Here is a 15,840-nt window from a genome sequence, read left to right on the forward strand (position 1 = left end):
TGAAAGAATATAAAAAACTTATTGACTTTAAAAGTTAAATAAGTTATGATGATTCTTGTCTTAAATAAATACAGTCTGGTAATGATGGCAGAGAGGCCACACCCGTTCCCATACCGAACACGGAAGTTAAGCTCTCTAGCGCCGATGGTAGTTGGGACCTTGTCCCTGTGAGAGTAGGACGTTGCCAGGCTATTTATATCATCGCGGGGTGGAGCAGCACGGTAGCTCGTCGGGCTCATAACCCGAAGGTCGCAGGTTCAAATCCTGTCCCCGCAACCAAATGGTCCCGTGGTGTAGTGGTTAACATGCCTGCCTGTCACGCAGGAGATCGCCGGTTCGACCCCGGTCGGGACCGCCATTTTATATAAAGAAAAGAACGAAACATGTTGTTTCGTATTTTTTTATTTGTTTTAACAAAAAACTAATAAAGACAGTCAAACTATCCTTAGGAAAACTCCTAAGGACTTTTTTATATATTCAAAACCTGTATAATAAAGAGCAGAGAACATTGTGAGTAAAGTAGGTGAAGTCTGTGAGTAAATATGAAATAACAACAAACTCTTCTGAGGAAACACAAAGATTATCAGAAAAACTAGGTGGACTTGTTGGGGCACAAGATGTAATTATTTTAGAAGGAGATCTAGGGGCTGGTAAGACAACTTTTACAAAAGGACTAGCAAAGGGTCTTGGAGTGAAAAGAGTTGTAAATAGTCCTACCTTTAATATTATTAAAGAATATAAAGGGAGATTGCCGCTATACCATATGGACGTGTATCGCTTAGCAGAAAGTGAAGAGGACTTAGGTTTTGATGAGTATTTCTACGGTGAAGGAATTACCGTAGTAGAATGGGCTCATTTAATAGAAGCATTTTTACCAAATGAGAAGTTACAAATTAGTTTATTCCATGCTGGAGATGATACAAGGAAAATTGTACTCGAGCCAATTGGAGATCGATATATTAGATTATGTGAGGAGCTATTACAAGATGAAAGTACTAGCAATTGACACTTCAAATTACGTAATGGGTGTATCCCTTATTGAGGAAGGAAACGTAATTGGGGAAATCATTACAAACTTAACAAAGAACCATTCTGTACGTCTTATGCCAGCTGTAGAGAAATTATTAAAAGAATGTGGTGTAAAACCGAAAGAATTAACTAAAATCGTTGTAGCTGCTGGACCTGGATCATATACAGGTGTTCGCATAGGTGTGACAGCTGCAAAAACATTAGCTTGGTCACTTCAAATACCAATTGTAGGTGTATCAAGTTTAGAAGTAGTGGCTGCAAACGGTGCTAATTTTGATGGATTAATCTGTCCTTTATTTGATGGAAGACGCGGACAAATTTATACTGGGTTATATACATATGAAGGAGAGCATTTAACTTCTATAGAAGAAGACCGAATCATCCTTATTGTAGACTGGTTGCAAATGTTAAAAGATACAGGAAAGCCTGTTTTATTTATTGGTAACGATGTTAAACTGCACAAAGAGACGATTATCGAACATTTAGGCGGCCAAGCTGTATTTGCTCCCTTCACTAAAAATAACCCAAGACCAAGTGAGTTAGCTTTCTTAGGGTTACAAAAAGAAGAACAAGATGTACATTCATTTGTTCCTAGTTATCTTCGTTTAGCTGAAGCTGAAACAAAGTGGTTAGAAAGTCAAAACAAGTAGGAGCTTGCAGAAGATGGATATGATATTTAGAAAGATGGAACTCGATGATATCGCTCAAATTGTAGCTATTGAAGAAGCGTCTTTTTCAACTCCTTGGACTGCAGATGCCTTTCACCGTGAGTTAACGACGAATGAACATGCACATTATGTTGTGCTAGAAAAAGATGGTCGTGTAATTGGGTATTGTGGATTGTGGATAATTATTGATGAATCACATATAACAAATGTAGCTATTTTGCCAGAATACAGAGGTCAAAAGCTAGGGGATGCTTTATTGAAAGAAGTTATTTCCGAAGCGAAAGATTTAGGGGTAAAAACAATGACACTTGAAGTACGTGTATCAAATGAAGTAGCAAAACAGTTATACAGAAAATACGGATTTCAAAATGGTGGAATTCGTAAACGATACTATGCAGACAATCAGGAAGATGGTCTCGTAATGTGGGTGAATATATAATGGAAAAAAATACGATTATACTTGGTATTGAAACAAGTTGTGATGAAACAGCAGTAGCAGTTGTTAAAAATGGAACGGAAATTATTGCGAATGTCGTTGCATCACAAATTGAAAGTCATAAACGTTTTGGTGGAGTTGTACCAGAGATTGCATCCCGTCATCATGTAGAAGAAATTACAGTTGTGTTAGAAGAAGCTTTAAAAGAAGCAAATATTACATTTGATGATATTGATGCAATTGCTGTAACAGAAGGACCTGGGTTAGTAGGAGCGCTTTTAATAGGGGTAAATGCAGCGAAAGCAGTGGCTTTTGCACATGATATTCCTCTAGTGGGTGTTCATCATATCGCTGGGCACATTTATGCGAACCGTTTAGTAAAAGAAGTTCAATTCCCACTAATATCACTTGTTGTATCTGGTGGACATACGGAGCTTGTTTATATGAAAGAACATGGTTCATTCGAAGTGATTGGTGAAACAAGAGATGATGCAGCTGGAGAGGCATATGATAAAGTAGCTCGAACGTTATCCATGCCATATCCAGGTGGTCCTCACATTGATCGCCTTGCACATGAAGGAGAACCGACAATCGATTTGCCTCGTGCATGGCTAGAACCTGATTCGTATGATTTCAGTTTCAGTGGATTGAAATCAGCAGTTATCAACACTGTGCATAACGCGAAACAACGCGGGATAGAAATTGCACCGGAAGATTTAGCAGCAAGTTTCCAAGCGAGTGTAATAGATGTGCTTGTAACGAAAGCATCTCGTGCAGCAGAAGCGTATAACGTAAAGCAACTGCTTCTTGCTGGTGGAGTAGCTGCGAATAAAGGACTTCGCGCACGTTTGGAAGCGGAATTTGCGACAAAAGAAAATATCGAGCTAATTATTCCTCCACTATCTTTATGTACCGATAATGCAGCGATGATTGCAGCCGCAGGTACAATTGCATATGAACAAGGAAAACGTGCTACATTAGCTTTAAATGCAAATCCAGGATTAGATATTGAAGAATAGTTATGCACAAAATTAACCACAGCTTGTGGATAAAACCCGTATTATCTGTTGATAATGTGGGTTTTATTGTGTATATAAAATGTGGATAATTTTTTTGTGAATTGTGGATAATGTGGAAAAGTTATTTTGGGGTTTATTTTATAAAGGTGGATATGTGTATAAACCTGTGGATAAAGTAGATGAAGTCTGACCTTTGAATGTATTCTTTTTTGGGAAATAAATCGCAAGAAGATATCTCTAAAAAACATTTTGGAATGTGCCCTTATTATAGGGGCGAACTAACATTGTCAAACTTTGTAGGTAAATCGGTATGTCGTGTCGAATCGTTTATACCCCAGCTAGAAGATAAAAAGGATGTCGCATAGTCAAAAATCCCGACTTATGAGACATCCTTCTTATTCATACTCTTATAAATGTAATTCTTCCCATTCTGCCATACAAGCATCAAGTTGCTCTTGTAGTGTTTGCTTTTTCGTTGTAATTTCACTAGCCTTTTCATAATCTGCGTATATTTCTGGTAAGCAAAGTTGATCTTCTAACGTAGCAATTTCTTCTTCAAATTCTACAATATTTTGTTCTAGTTCCTCAATTTTTCGAGTGCGTTGACGTTCTAATTGTTTACGCTCTTTTTCTTCGAGATAATTTAATTTCTCTTGAGCTACAGTTTTTTGAACAGGTGCTTGGTTTTCTTGCTGTTCTTGTTGTTCAAATGCTGCACGTTCAATCATTTCATTTTTCTTCTCCACATAGTAATCGTAATCGCCTAAATACTCTTGTGCACCTTCTGTTGACAACTCAACAACGGTCGTCGTTACACGATTAATAAAGTAGCGGTCATGTGAAACAAATAGAAGGGTGCCTGGATAATCAATTAAAGCATTCTCCAAAATTTCTTTACTATTTAAATCAAGATGGTTCGTAGGTTCATCGAGAATTAATAAATTCGATTTTTGCATCATAAGTTTTGCAAGAGCTAATCGAGCTTTTTGTCCACCACTAAGAGAAGATACTGGTTTTAGTACATCATCCCCTGTGAATAAGAAGTTACCTAATATCGTGCGAATTTCTTTTTCGGGCTGCAATGGATATTCATCCCATAACTCATTTAAAACTCGCTTAGAAGATGTTAAGTTTGCTTGTTCTTGATCATAATAACCAACAGATACATTGGATCCGAAAGAAACATCACCATTTAATAGTGGTAACTTATTCACAAGTGATTTTAATAATGTGGATTTCCCAATTCCGTTTGGACCAACTAAAGCAACGCTATCCCCGCGAGTTAAGCGCATAGTTACATGTTCAATAATCGGATCATCATCATAGCCGATAGTTGCATCCTTTACTTGTAAAACATCATTTCCACTTTGTTTTTCGATATCGAAGTGGAAGGATGCTGACTTAGAATCACCTAATGGTCTAGTCAATAATTCCATTCTATCTAATTGTTTACGACGGCTTTGAGCACGTTTTGTAGTAGATGCGCGCGCTATATTTTTTTGAACGAAATCCTCAAGCTTAGCGATTTCATCTTGTTGTTTTTCATAACGTTTCATGTCTTGCTCGTATAATGCTGATTTTAAGTCTAAATATTTACTGTAGTTACCAACAAATCGTCTGCTTTCTTTATTCGAAATTTCATATACTTGTGTAACGAGTTTATCCAAGAAATAACGGTCATGGGAAACGATTAGTATTGCGCCAGGATAGCCTTGTAAATATTGTTCAAGCCATGTTAATGTTTCGATGTCTAAATGGTTTGTAGGCTCGTCCAAAATAAGTAGGTCTGGTTTCGTTAATAATAATTTACCGAGAGCTAATCGTGTTTTTTGTCCACCGCTTAATGTAGAAATCGTCGTCTGGTGCGTTTCAACTGGGAAGCCAAGACCACTTAAAATCGAGCGAATATCTGCTTCATATTGATATCCACCTTGATCTTTATAATCTAATTGCAATTGGTCATAATCAGCTAATAACCTTTCATATGTAGCCTCGTTTGAAAAGTTTTCTTCTTTTCCCATCTCTTGCTCTAGCCTTCGAAGTTTTGTCTCCATTTGCTGCAAGTGTGTAAAGACGGTTAACATTTCATCCCAAATTGTTAAAGACGTTTCTAACCCGGTATTTTGAGCTAAATATCCGATTGAGACATCTTTTGGTTTTATAATTTCGCCACCATCATGGGATAGCTCACCAGCTATTATTTTTAATAATGTAGATTTTCCGGCCCCATTTCGTCCGACTAATGCGATACGATCTTTCGTTTGAACTTCCAATTTTATGTTTGCAAGAATCGTTTCTGCACCGTATAATTTCGTAAGCGCGTTTACTTGTAATAAAATCAATGTTTTCACCTCAAATAATTTCTTAACTTTGCCATGTTTATATTTCTCAATCATACTAAAAATAGTGTATAGTTTAAAATAAAGAGAGAATACTTCTTCTCTTTATTATACAGGGAAATTCATGAGTGCTAAACTTCTGTATTTGATTCAAGTATATGAATAAAGATAGGAAGAGAGGAGAGGTTATATGGAGCAGCAAAAAATTCCACAGGCCACTGCCAAACGATTGCCTCTATACTATCGATTTATCCAAAACTTATCTCTTTCTGGTAAGCAACGTGTTTCATCAGCCGAATTGAGCGAAGCGGTAAAAGTTGATTCCGCAACGATTCGAAGAGATTTTTCATATTTTGGAGCGTTAGGGAAAAAAGGTTATGGATATAACGTAAATTATTTATTATCATTTTTCCGTGAAACACTCGACCAAGATGATATAACACGTGTAGCACTTATTGGAGTAGGTAATTTAGGGACCGCTTTCTTACATTATAATTTCACGAAAAACAATAATACAAAAATTGAAATGGCGTTTGATGTTAGTGAAGAGAAAGTCGGGACAGAAATCGGGGGCATTCCTGTATATCATTTAGATGAATTAGAAGAACGTTTATCAACTGATATACAAGTGGCAATATTAACAGTACCCGCTACAGTAGCACAATCTGTAGCAGATAGATTGGCAGAAACGAACGTGCATGGTATTTTAAATTTCACACCAGCGCGCTTAAATGTGTCAGATAATATAAGAATTCACCATATTGATTTAGCGGTAGAGTTACAAACACTTGTTTACTTTTTAAAGAATTATCCACAATAAAACGCAGAGGAAGCGACCTCTGCGTTTTATTATTGTTTTTTCTTTGTGAATTTAACTAAGATAAGGCGAAGTGCCAAATTAAAATCAATTGTTGCCATAACTGCAAATAGTATTGTCCACATATTCCAGATTGTATCTGTTACGTTCGTAATGGCGAAGCGTGTAAAGATACATCCTAGAAGGAAGTACAATGCAGCCATGAACAATGGTGAGTTCCTCATACTAAAAATCCTCCGATAAAGCCTTGCATTTTTTCAGCTTCTTTAATCATTTCTTGAATTTGTTCATTGCTCATTAAAACTTGAGCAACTGCAACTAATGTATTCATTGCAACATGAGCTGCGATAGGGACGATAATACGCTTTGTTTTTACATATAAAAAGGCGAATACGAGTCCCATAGAAGTGTATACCAATAAGTGAGTGAAATCAAAATGAATTGCTGCGAATACAAGAGAACTAATGATAGCAGCAATAAAGAAGTTAAACTTCTTATAAAGTGTACCAAATAAAATTTTTCTAAATACGATTTCTTCCAAAATAGGTCCTATTATAGAGATAACGATAAGGAACCAAGGTGTCGTTCTTGCGATATCCATAAGTCTTGCTGTATTTTCTGATCCAGGTTTAATTCCTAATAAACGCATTTCTATCATACCGGCAATACTTTGTGAGAAAAATGCTAAGAAGAACCCGATAAAAATCCAACCAATCGTAGCTGGAACAGTAGAGCGCATTGTATCTAAACGTCTGTCACGAATATCTGTTCTAAGTAACCAAAGTACGATACATAATGCAATAAAGAAGCTAATGATTGCCCAGTGGCCAGTTATGAGTTGAAATTTCTCTTCTCTAGTAAATCCCCTGTTATCATAAAGTCCAGTTTTCAGAAGAAGTGGTAATCCAGCAATGGATGATAACTGCATTAAAATGTATGTAACGATAACCCACCAATATTGTTTTTTCAAATGGTTTAACCATCCTTTCTAACTCTAGTGTATGAGATAAGGTAGGATAACATGTAAGTATGCTACCTACGATATAAACCCCACTTAAATTATGTTTTTTTCGTAAATCCTTATTTGAAATTATAATAGAAGACAGGAGAAAGTTGTGTGTATAGCGAAAACAACTTAGGGTGTCCTTTCATATTGTAACATACGAGTAGTGGAAACAACGATTCATATAGTAAAGGTAGAAGAAGAGGGACTCTATATAGAAAAGTGTATAGCTTAATTTGCGAAAAAATTATGATTTTTTTACTTGCAAAAGAAATTGAGATTATTTATTATTATAAGTGTGTTAGCACTCGGGTGACTTGAGTGCTAATAAATAAAATTTACATAACAAAATGAGGAGGTTATTGTTCATGCTAAAGCCATTAGGTGATCGCGTTGTAATTGAGCTTGTTCAAGCAGAAGAAAAAACAGCAAGTGGTATTGTATTACCAGACACTGCAAAAGAAAAACCACAAGAGGGTAAAGTTATTGCAGTAGGTACTGGTCGAGTGCTTGAAAATGGTGAGCGTGTTGCATTAGAGGTAGCAGCAGGTGATCTTATCATCTTCTCAAAATATGCAGGTACTGAAGTAAAATACGAAGGTGCTGACTACTTGATTTTACGTGAAAGTGACATTTTAGCAGTTATCGGTTAATTATATAAATCTTAAAAAATTCAAGGGGGTCAATTATTATGGCAAAAGATATTAAATTTAGTGAAGAAGCACGTCGTTCGATGCTTCGCGGTGTCGACACTCTTGCAAACGCAGTAAAAGTAACGCTTGGACCAAAAGGTCGTAACGTTGTACTTGAGAAAAAATTCGGTTCACCACTTATTACAAATGACGGTGTAACAATCGCAAAAGAAATCGAATTAGAAGATGCATTCGAAAATATGGGTGCAAAATTAGTAGCAGAGGTTGCTAGCAAAACAAATGATGTAGCCGGTGACGGAACAACAACTGCAACTGTATTAGCACAAGCTATGATTCGTGAAGGTCTTAAAAACGTAACAGCTGGTGCGAACCCAATGGGTCTTCGTAAAGGTATCGAAAAAGCTGTTACTGCTGCAATTGCAGAATTAAAAGAGATTTCTAAACCAATCGAAGGTAAATCTTCTATCGCACAAGTAGCTGCTATTTCTGCAGCTGACGAAGAAGTAGGTCAATTAATCGCTGAAGCAATGGAGCGCGTTGGTAACGACGGCGTTATTACTTTAGAAGAATCTAAAGGATTTACAACAGAATTAGACGTAGTAGAAGGTATGCAATTTGATCGTGGATATGCATCTCCTTACATGATTACTGATTCTGACAAAATGGAAGCAGTTCTTGATAACCCATACATCTTAATTACTGATAAGAAGATTTCTAACATCCAAGAAATCTTACCAGTATTAGAGCAAGTGGTACAACAAGGTAAACCACTTCTTATCATCGCTGAAGACGTAGAAGGCGAAGCTTTAGCTACATTAGTAGTGAACAAACTTCGTGGTACATTCAATGTAGTAGCTGTTAAAGCTCCTGGATTTGGTGACCGTCGTAAAGCAATGCTAGAAGATATCGCAATCTTAACTGGTGGCGAAGTAATCACTGAAGAATTAGGTCGTGATTTAAAATCTGCTACAATTGAATCTTTAGGACGCGCTGGTAAGGTTGTTGTAACGAAAGAAAACACAACTGTAGTTGAAGGTATCGGAAATTCACAACAAATCGAAGCTCGCATCGGTCAAATCCGCGCGCAATTAGAAGAAACTACTTCTGAATTCGATCGTGAAAAATTACAAGAGCGTCTTGCAAAACTTGCAGGTGGCGTAGCAGTAATTAAAGTAGGTGCAGCAACTGAAACTGAGTTAAAAGAGCGCAAACTTCGCATTGAAGATGCACTTAACTCAACTCGTGCAGCAGTAGAAGAAGGTATCGTTGCAGGTGGTGGTACTTCACTTATGAACGTATACACGAAAGTAGCTTCTATCGTAGCTGAAGGCGACGAAGCAACAGGTATCAACATCGTACTTCGTGCACTAGAAGAGCCAGTTCGTCAAATCGCAATCAACGCTGGTCTAGAAGGATCTGTAGTTGTAGAGCGTCTAAAAGGCGAAAAAGTAGGCGTTGGTTTCAACGCAGCTACTGGCGAGTGGGTTAACATGCTTGAAACTGGTATCGTAGATCCAGCTAAAGTAACTCGCTCTGCACTTCAAAATGCAGCATCTGTTGCAGCTATGTTCTTAACAACTGAAGCTGTAGTAGCTGACAAGCCAGAACCAAATGCACCAGCAATGCCTGACATGGGCGGCATGGGCATGGGCGGTATGGGCGGAATGATGTAATTCCGTTTGCTCGAAAAACATCCATTTCTATATAGAAATGGATGTTTTTTTATGTTTTTTAGAAAAGGAAATGAATTTCTGTAGAATTTTGTCGCTTTCTCTCTTGACCATATTGATACTTCATTGTTAGAATCTAGGAAGATAATATAAAACGATCCTTCATATATCCTCAAAGATAAGGTTTGAGAGTCTCTACCGGGTTACCGTAAACAACCTGACTATGAAGGCAGTGTGTCTTATATTTATAAAGAGCGGAGACTATCTTTCTTTATAAAGCCAGACCCCTGCCTTTTCTTTGTTATGAGACTAGAGGCGGAGGACTGGCTTTTTTTATTATATTAGTAATGCTTTTTGCCAAATTGGTGAAAATATTTATATACGAGAACTAACGTTGGGGTGATTATTTTGAAGAAGCAGCATGATACAATTATCGTTTTAGATTTTGGGAGTCAGTACAATCAGTTAATAGCACGTCGAATTCGTGAGTTTGGTGTATACAGTGAACTTCATCCACATACAATTACTGCAGAAGAAATTAAAGCAATGAATCCAAAAGGGATTATCTTCTCTGGTGGGCCAAATAGTGTATACGGTGAAGGTGCATTACATTGTGATGAAAAAATCTTTGAACTAGGATTACCGATCTTCGGTATTTGTTACGGTATGCAGCTTATGACGCAACACTTCGGTGGTAAAGTAGAACGTGCAAACCACCGTGAGTACGGAAAAGCTGTTCTTAAAGTAGAGAACGAATCAAAATTATATGCGAACCTTCCAGAAGAGCAAGTTGTATGGATGAGCCATGGTGACTTAGTAACTGGTTTACCTGAAGGATTCGTAGTAGATGCAACAAGTGAGTCTTGTCCAATTGCTGGTATGAGCAATGAAGACAAAAACTTATACGGTGTACAATTCCACCCAGAAGTACGACATTCTGAGCACGGTAACGATTTAATTAAAAACTTCGTATTCGGCGCATGTGGTTGTTCTGAAGGATGGAACATGGAGAACTTTATCGAAGTAGAATTAGAGAAAATCCGTGAAACTGTTGGAGACAAAAAAGTACTATGCGCACTTAGCGGCGGTGTAGACTCTTCTGTTGTAGCAGTATTAATTCATAAGGCAATCGGTGACCAATTAACATGTATTTTCGTTGACCACGGTTTACTTCGTAAAGGTGAAGCAGAAGGCGTTATGAAAACATTCAGCGAAGGTTTCCACATGAACGTTATTAAAGTGGATGCACAAGAACGCTTCATGAACAAGTTAAAAGGTGTAGAAGATCCAGAACAAAAACGTAAAATCATCGGTAATGAATTCATTTACGTATTTGATGATGAAGCTTCTAAATTACAAGGAATGGACTTCCTAGCGCAAGGTACACTTTATACAGACATCGTTGAAAGTGGTACAGCAACTGCACAAACAATTAAATCTCACCATAACGTTGGTGGTCTTCCAGAAGACATGCAGTTCAAATTAATTGAGCCTTTAAACACGTTATTTAAAGATGAAGTACGTGTATTAGGATCAGAACTAGGAATTCCTGATGAAATCGTATGGCGTCAACCATTCCCAGGCCCTGGTCTTGGTATTCGTGTATTAGGTGAAATCACAGAAGAGAAATTAGAAATCGTTCGTGAATCTGATGCGATTTTACGTGAAGAAATTATTAAAGCGGGCTTAGACCGTGAAGTTTGGCAATACTTCACTGCGCTTCCTGGTATGCGTAGCGTAGGTGTTATGGGTGACGAGCGTACTTACGATTACACAGTAGGTATCCGCGCAGTAACATCTATCGACGGTATGACAGCTGACTGGGCACGTATCCCTTGGGACGTATTAGAGAAAATCTCTGTACGTATCGTAAACGAAGTAAAACACGTTAACCGTATCGTGTATGATATAACAAGTAAGCCACCAGCAACTATTGAGTGGGAATAGTATTATAAAAAAAGATCCATCTATTGCTCATGCATAGATGGATCTTTTGTGTTTTGCTCTTAATACGAACGAAAATACAAAAGTTTATAAAAATGTTCGTTTTTAAATTGACAAAACTACTTCATCGAGTTAATATGAGTATGTAATTCAAACGAAAAGTGAATATTATGCCGTCGTATAATATCGGGGATATGGCCCGAAAGTTTCTACCTAGCTACCGTAAATGGCTTGACTACGAGGCGTTTAGATAAAGATGAGGGGAAACTTGTCTTTATTCATAGAACGCTTCCATGTATATGCAATGGAAGCCTTTTTTATTTTTAATAGATAAAAGAGGGCTAGGGAGATTACGGCGAGTAATCATATAACGGGGGAAACGTAAGATGAAACGCTATTTTCAGTTTGATGAACTCGGCACAAATTATAAAACAGAGTTCATAGCAGGTTTAACGACATTTTTATCTATGGCTTATGTACTATTTGTCAATCCTGCTACGCTGTCACTTGGAAATGTTAAAGAGTTACCGGCAGGTACAGGAATGGATCCAGGTGCAGTATTCGTTGCTACAGCATTAGCAGCAGCGATTGGTTCGTTAATTATGGGAATATTCGCGAAGTATCCGATTGCTTTGGCGCCCGGTATGGGAATTAACGCGTTCTTTGCCTATACGGCAGTGTTAACGATGGGTATTCCATGGCAGACAGCAATTGCTGGAACGTTAATGTCAGGTATTATCTTTATTATTCTTACAGCTTCAGGTATTCGTGAAAAAATTATTAATGCAATTCCATCAGAGTTAAAGTTTGCAGTAGCGGCAGGTATCGGATTGTTCATTGCTTTCCTTGGATTCCAAAATGCCGGAATTATCGTGAAAAATGATGCTGTTCTTGTTGGATTGGGGGATTTAACAAAGGGCACAACGTTACTAGCAATCTTCGGGGTTGTTACGACAATCATCTTCATGATTAAGAAAGTTAATGGTGCGGTATTCTACGGTATGATTCTTACAGCAATCTTAGGTGTAGCGACAGGATTAATTGATACCCCAAAAGCTGTAGTGGGAGCAATACCGAGTCTAGAACCAACGTTCGGTGCGGCGTTAACGCACTTCGGAGATATTTTCACTATTCAAATGGGGATTGTTATTATAACGTTCTTCTTTATCGATTTCTTTGATACAGCAGGTACACTTGTAGCGGTTGCGAATCAAGCAGGATTAATGAAGAACAATAAATTACCACGTGCAGGAAAAGCGTTATTCGCAGATGCGATTGCAACTGTAATCGGTGCGATCTTAGGTACATCAACAACAACGTCTTACATTGAGTCTTCTGCGGGGGTAGCAGCGGGTGGACGTTCTGGATTTACAGCAGTTGTAACAGCAGGGTTCTTCTTGCTGGCACTATTTTTCTCGCCATTATTAAGCGTTGTAACACCAGCTGTAACAGCGCCAGCGTTAATTATTGTAGGAATCTTAATGGTTTCTTCTTTAGGAGAAATTGATTGGAAGAAATTCGAGATTGCAGTACCAGCATTCTTTACAATCATTTCAATGCCACTTACGTATAGTATTGCGACAGGGATTGCGATTGGGTTTATCTTCTATCCAATTACAATGGTAGTAAGTGGTCGCCGTAAAGAGGTTCATCCAATTATGTATGTTATGGGAGTTTTATTCATACTATATTTCATCTACGTTCGTAAATAAAAGGGGTTTTTGAAAGGTCTAGACTTAAGGGGAGTCTAGACCTTTTTTGCGTCTTCAGAAAATCTTAAGGATTTCCGAGCGTTTTTCTTCAGAAGTTTTCCTATAATAGAAGTTAGGGATTAAAAAAGTGATGGGGGAGATATTGTGGCGCACGAAACAATACTTGTCGTAGATGATGAAAAAGAAATTAGGAATCTTATTACAATCTATTTAAAGAATGAAGGATATAAAGTGTTGCAAGCAGGAGACGGAGAAGACGGATTACGTTTACTAGAAGAAAATGAAGTACATCTAGTCGTATTAGATATTATGATGCCAAAGGTAGATGGTATTCATATGTGTATGAAAGTAAGAGAATCGAAAGAAATGCCAATTATTATGCTTTCTGCGAAAACGCAAGATATGGATAAAATTTTAGGATTAACAACAGGTGCAGATGATTACGTAACGAAACCATTTAATCCGTTAGAGTTAATCGCAAGAATTAAATCTCAGTTACGTCGTTATATGAAGATGAATGGTTTTGCTATTCAAAATGAGGACGAGTTAGAAATTGGAGAGATGAAAATAAACATCTCCACTCATACAGTCATTGTGGATGGAGAAGAAGTGAAACTGACCCCGAGGGAATTTTCGATTTTAGAATTACTAGTTCGTAATCCGGGGATGGTCTTTAGTGCGGAACAAATTTATGAAAAGGTTTGGAACGAAAGATCTTTCCAGTCTGATAACACGGTAATGGTGCATATTCGGAAAGTGCGTGAAAAGATTGAGGAGAATCCAAGGAAACCTAGATATATAAAAACAGTATGGGGAGTGGGGTATAAGATTGAAAAAGATATTTAATCCATTTACTTATGTAAGGAAAGCAAGACAATTAATTGAGAAATTAGTAAAGAGCGTACGAAAGAGTATAAGAATTCAATTGGTTACTACTTTTACTGTTTGTGCGTTATTAGGTCTCTTTGTATCAACGAAGATAGTAGCGCCTATTTTTGAGGATGCTAGTCGACATGCTGAGATTAATTATAGAGATGGTATGGAACAAATTAATCGTAAAGCGCAAAGTACTGCGGAAATGATGGTTGATGCAAATAAATTAGATGCTGTACAAAGTATGATAGAGCTAGAAAATGAAAATTTAGAGCAGAGGCAGGATGCTTTTAAAATATTAGTTACCGATGAAAGTGGTAAGGTTTTGTATAAAACGAAGCAGGCGCAAGAAGAACAAATTAATTTGCACAATACAATTCGTAATGCAACTTCATTTGCTATCAATTATTCGAATAATAATGATATTGAAAGATCTAGAAAAGAATTTATTACTTTCTCACCTATTACGATTGAAGGTAAGAATTTATATATGTTTGTGAGCGGAATTCCTCAAGGGGAAGTAGTATATTATAAAGTAGAAGGACCATTCCCATTTTTAATTGGTGTACTCGTATTTATTTTCTCTTTCTTCTATATAACAAAGAGAAAGATGAAGCAAATTGAAGCGATGGCACAAGGTGTAAAGGAAATAGAAAAAGGCAACTTAGCGTATCGTATTGAGAAGAAAGGTGAGGACGAGATTGCGTCTTTAACTGAGAATATTAATAATATGGCAGAAGAGCTTATGAATAATATAGAAAAGGAACGTAAATTAGAGAAGCAAAAGAATGAGCTTATTACGAATGTATCTCACGATTTGCGTACACCACTTACTTCTATTATGGGTTACTTGCGATTACTTCGAGATTCTAAATATGAAAATAAAGAACAACATGATGAGTATACGAGAATTGCTTTTGCGAAGTCGGAGCAGTTAAAGAATTTAATAGAAGATTTATTTGAGTATACGAAGTTAACAAATGAGCAAGTTGTATTAGAAAAACAAGAGGTTTGTATAAATGAGTTATTGGAGCAATTAATAGAAGAGTTAGTACCGCAGGCAGAAGAGCATGGACTTGCGTTTGTTAAGAAGTTTCCTGAGGAACGTGCCTATGCAGCGGTTGATTCGGAAAAGATGGTACGTGTATTTGATAATCTATTAATGAACGCGATTAAGTATAGTAAAGATGATGGGGAGATAAAAGTTTCTCTTCAAAGGCAGCGCCGGGATATACAAATTGTAATTGCGAATCATAGTGAAGAGTTTACGAGAGAAGAGTTAGCGAGTTTGTTTGAACGTTTTTATAAGAAGGATCAATCTAGAAGTAGAGTAACAGAAGGATCGGGACTTGGATTAGCGATTGCGAAAAGTATTGTTGAGCTGCAAGGTGGTAGTATTCGAGCAGAATATGAGGATGGTATTATTCAGTTTATCGTCTCGTTACCAATTATAGAAAAATAATAAATGAATAGAATGATATTTGATAAAAAGGCTTATTTTAAAAGAAATAAGCCTTTTTATATTTTTTTAGAAAAATATGTTGACGATTAGAGTATAGAGGTGTAATATAGGACAAGTCGCCGATGCAATAACGCAGAACGCGGCAAACGAAATGAAAAACTTAGTTGACATTGAAACATGAAGATGTTAACATAAGGGAGTCGCAAATGAGCGAC

14 protein-coding genes, 2 tRNA genes, 1 rRNA gene and 2 riboswitches are annotated in these 15,840 nt (G+C 37.1%); of the genes, 14 read left to right on the plus strand and 3 right to left on the minus strand.

Going from position 1 to position 15,840, the window contains the following annotated elements; translation table 11 throughout:
• The first annotated feature begins 74 nt into the window (after positions 1-74).
• From rrf to tsaD, 7 genes are all read left to right on the plus strand, one after another.
• Positions 75-190, plus strand: a 5S ribosomal RNA gene (rrf, locus tag DN389_RS24445).
• A gap of 12 nt (positions 191-202) precedes the next feature.
• Positions 203-279 (plus strand) — tRNA-Met (locus tag DN389_RS24450).
• Between the two features lie 3 nt (positions 280-282).
• Positions 283-358: transfer RNA gene (locus DN389_RS24455), tRNA-Asp, on the plus strand.
• A 174-nt stretch (positions 359-532) separates the two neighbouring features.
• Positions 533-1,006, plus strand: a complete 474-nt coding sequence (tsaE, locus tag DN389_RS24460; protein WP_000049636.1) for a tRNA (adenosine(37)-N6)-threonylcarbamoyltransferase complex ATPase subunit type 1 TsaE — start codon at positions 533-535, stop codon at positions 1,004-1,006.
• Positions 987-1,679 (plus strand): tRNA (adenosine(37)-N6)-threonylcarbamoyltransferase complex dimerization subunit type 1 TsaB, encoded by a 693-nt coding sequence (gene tsaB, locus DN389_RS24465; protein ID WP_000865748.1) that lies wholly within the window; start codon positions 987-989, stop codon positions 1,677-1,679. The genes tsaE and tsaB overlap by 20 nt, the downstream gene beginning before the upstream one ends.
• 13 nt (positions 1,680-1,692) lie before the next feature.
• Positions 1,693-2,136, plus strand: a complete 444-nt coding sequence (gene rimI, locus DN389_RS24470; RefSeq protein WP_000367200.1) for a ribosomal protein S18-alanine N-acetyltransferase — start codon at positions 1,693-1,695, stop codon at positions 2,134-2,136.
• Positions 2,136-3,152 (plus strand): tRNA (adenosine(37)-N6)-threonylcarbamoyltransferase complex transferase subunit TsaD, encoded by a 1,017-nt coding sequence (gene tsaD / locus DN389_RS24475; RefSeq protein WP_060486366.1) that lies wholly within the window; start codon positions 2,136-2,138, stop codon positions 3,150-3,152. Before rimI ends, tsaD begins: the two co-directional genes overlap by 1 nt.
• Positions 3,153-3,559: 407 nt before the next feature.
• Here the strand turns inward: tsaD and DN389_RS24480 are convergent, their stop codons facing one another.
• Positions 3,560-5,494 carry an ABC-F family ATP-binding cassette domain-containing protein gene (locus tag DN389_RS24480; RefSeq protein ID WP_000602169.1) on the minus strand — a complete coding sequence of 645 codons (1,935 nt, stop codon included), beginning with the start codon at positions 5,492-5,494 and terminating at the stop codon, positions 3,560-3,562.
• Between the two features lie 187 nt (positions 5,495-5,681).
• Here DN389_RS24480 and DN389_RS24485 point away from each other — a divergent pair, with 187 nt between their 5' ends.
• On the plus strand, positions 5,682-6,311 hold the full coding sequence (locus DN389_RS24485) for a redox-sensing transcriptional repressor Rex (RefSeq protein WP_000437704.1): 630 nt from the start codon (positions 5,682-5,684) through the stop codon (positions 6,309-6,311).
• Positions 6,312-6,340: 29 nt separating this feature from the next.
• Here DN389_RS24485 and DN389_RS24490 read toward each other — a convergent pair whose 3' ends face one another.
• Complete coding sequence (locus DN389_RS24490) at positions 6,341-6,532, minus strand: YdiK family protein (protein ID WP_001246201.1); 192 nt, start codon at positions 6,530-6,532, stop codon at positions 6,341-6,343.
• Entirely contained in the window at positions 6,529-7,278 is a 750-nt protein-coding gene (locus DN389_RS24495) for a CPBP family intramembrane glutamic endopeptidase (protein ID WP_046960186.1), read from the minus strand. The genes DN389_RS24490 and DN389_RS24495 overlap by 4 nt, the downstream gene beginning before the upstream one ends.
• Positions 7,279-7,679: 401 nt before the next feature.
• Here DN389_RS24495 and groES point away from each other — a divergent pair, with 401 nt between their 5' ends.
• The 6 genes from groES to DN389_RS24525 all read left to right on the plus strand — a co-directional run bounded on the left by groES (position 7,680) and on the right by DN389_RS24525 (position 15,625).
• Positions 7,680-7,964 (plus strand): co-chaperone GroES, encoded by a 285-nt coding sequence (gene groES / locus DN389_RS24500; protein ID WP_046960187.1) that lies wholly within the window; start codon positions 7,680-7,682, stop codon positions 7,962-7,964.
• Between the two features lie 38 nt (positions 7,965-8,002).
• A complete protein-coding gene (gene groL / locus DN389_RS24505) occupies positions 8,003-9,637 on the plus strand; it encodes a chaperonin GroEL (RefSeq protein ID WP_001029984.1) in 1,635 nt (544 codons plus the stop codon).
• Positions 9,638-9,776: 139 nt separating this feature from the next.
• Positions 9,777-9,878: riboswitch (purine riboswitch) on the plus strand.
• Positions 9,879-10,042: 164 nt separating this feature from the next.
• Entirely contained in the window at positions 10,043-11,581 is a 1,539-nt protein-coding gene (gene guaA, locus DN389_RS24510) for a glutamine-hydrolyzing GMP synthase (RefSeq protein WP_000743912.1), read from the plus strand.
• A gap of 153 nt (positions 11,582-11,734) precedes the next feature.
• A riboswitch (purine riboswitch) is annotated at positions 11,735-11,836 on the plus strand.
• A gap of 128 nt (positions 11,837-11,964) precedes the next feature.
• Entirely contained in the window at positions 11,965-13,290 is a 1,326-nt protein-coding gene (locus DN389_RS24515) for an NCS2 family permease (RefSeq protein ID WP_149237709.1), read from the plus strand.
• 144 nt (positions 13,291-13,434) lie between these two features.
• Positions 13,435-14,136 carry a response regulator transcription factor gene (locus DN389_RS24520; RefSeq protein ID WP_060486367.1) on the plus strand — a complete coding sequence of 234 codons (702 nt, stop codon included), beginning with the start codon at positions 13,435-13,437 and terminating at the stop codon, positions 14,134-14,136.
• The gene (locus DN389_RS24525; protein WP_149237710.1) at positions 14,120-15,625 is read left to right on the plus strand and encodes a HAMP domain-containing sensor histidine kinase; all 1,506 of its coding nucleotides are present in this window, start codon (positions 14,120-14,122) and stop codon (positions 15,623-15,625) included. The genes DN389_RS24520 and DN389_RS24525 overlap by 17 nt, the downstream gene beginning before the upstream one ends.
• Positions 15,626-15,840: the final 215 nt, after the last annotated feature.

It is taken from the genome of Bacillus sp. AY3-1, from assembly GCF_008368785.1.
GTDB lineage: Bacteria > Bacillota > Bacilli > Bacillales > Bacillaceae_G > Bacillus_A > Bacillus_A wiedmannii.

Excerpts from the sequence above, each read along its gene's own strand:
- groES (WP_046960187.1), top strand. The coding sequence starts at position 7,680 with ATGCTAAAGCCATTAGGTGATCGCGTTGTAATTGAGCTTGTTCAAGCA.
- DN389_RS24515 (WP_149237709.1), top strand. The coding sequence starts at position 11,965 with ATGAAACGCTATTTTCAGTTTGATGAACTCGGCACAAATTATAAAACA.
- tsaD (WP_060486366.1), top strand. The coding sequence starts at position 2,136 with ATGGAAAAAAATACGATTATACTTGGTATTGAAACAAGTTGTGATGAA.
- DN389_RS24490 (WP_001246201.1), bottom strand. The coding sequence starts at position 6,532 with ATGAGGAACTCACCATTGTTCATGGCTGCATTGTACTTCCTTCTAGGA.
- tsaB (WP_000865748.1), top strand. The coding sequence starts at position 987 with ATGAAAGTACTAGCAATTGACACTTCAAATTACGTAATGGGTGTATCC.
- groL (WP_001029984.1), top strand. The coding sequence starts at position 8,003 with ATGGCAAAAGATATTAAATTTAGTGAAGAAGCACGTCGTTCGATGCTT.
- rimI (WP_000367200.1), top strand. The coding sequence starts at position 1,693 with ATGGATATGATATTTAGAAAGATGGAACTCGATGATATCGCTCAAATT.
- DN389_RS24485 (WP_000437704.1), top strand. The coding sequence starts at position 5,682 with ATGGAGCAGCAAAAAATTCCACAGGCCACTGCCAAACGATTGCCTCTA.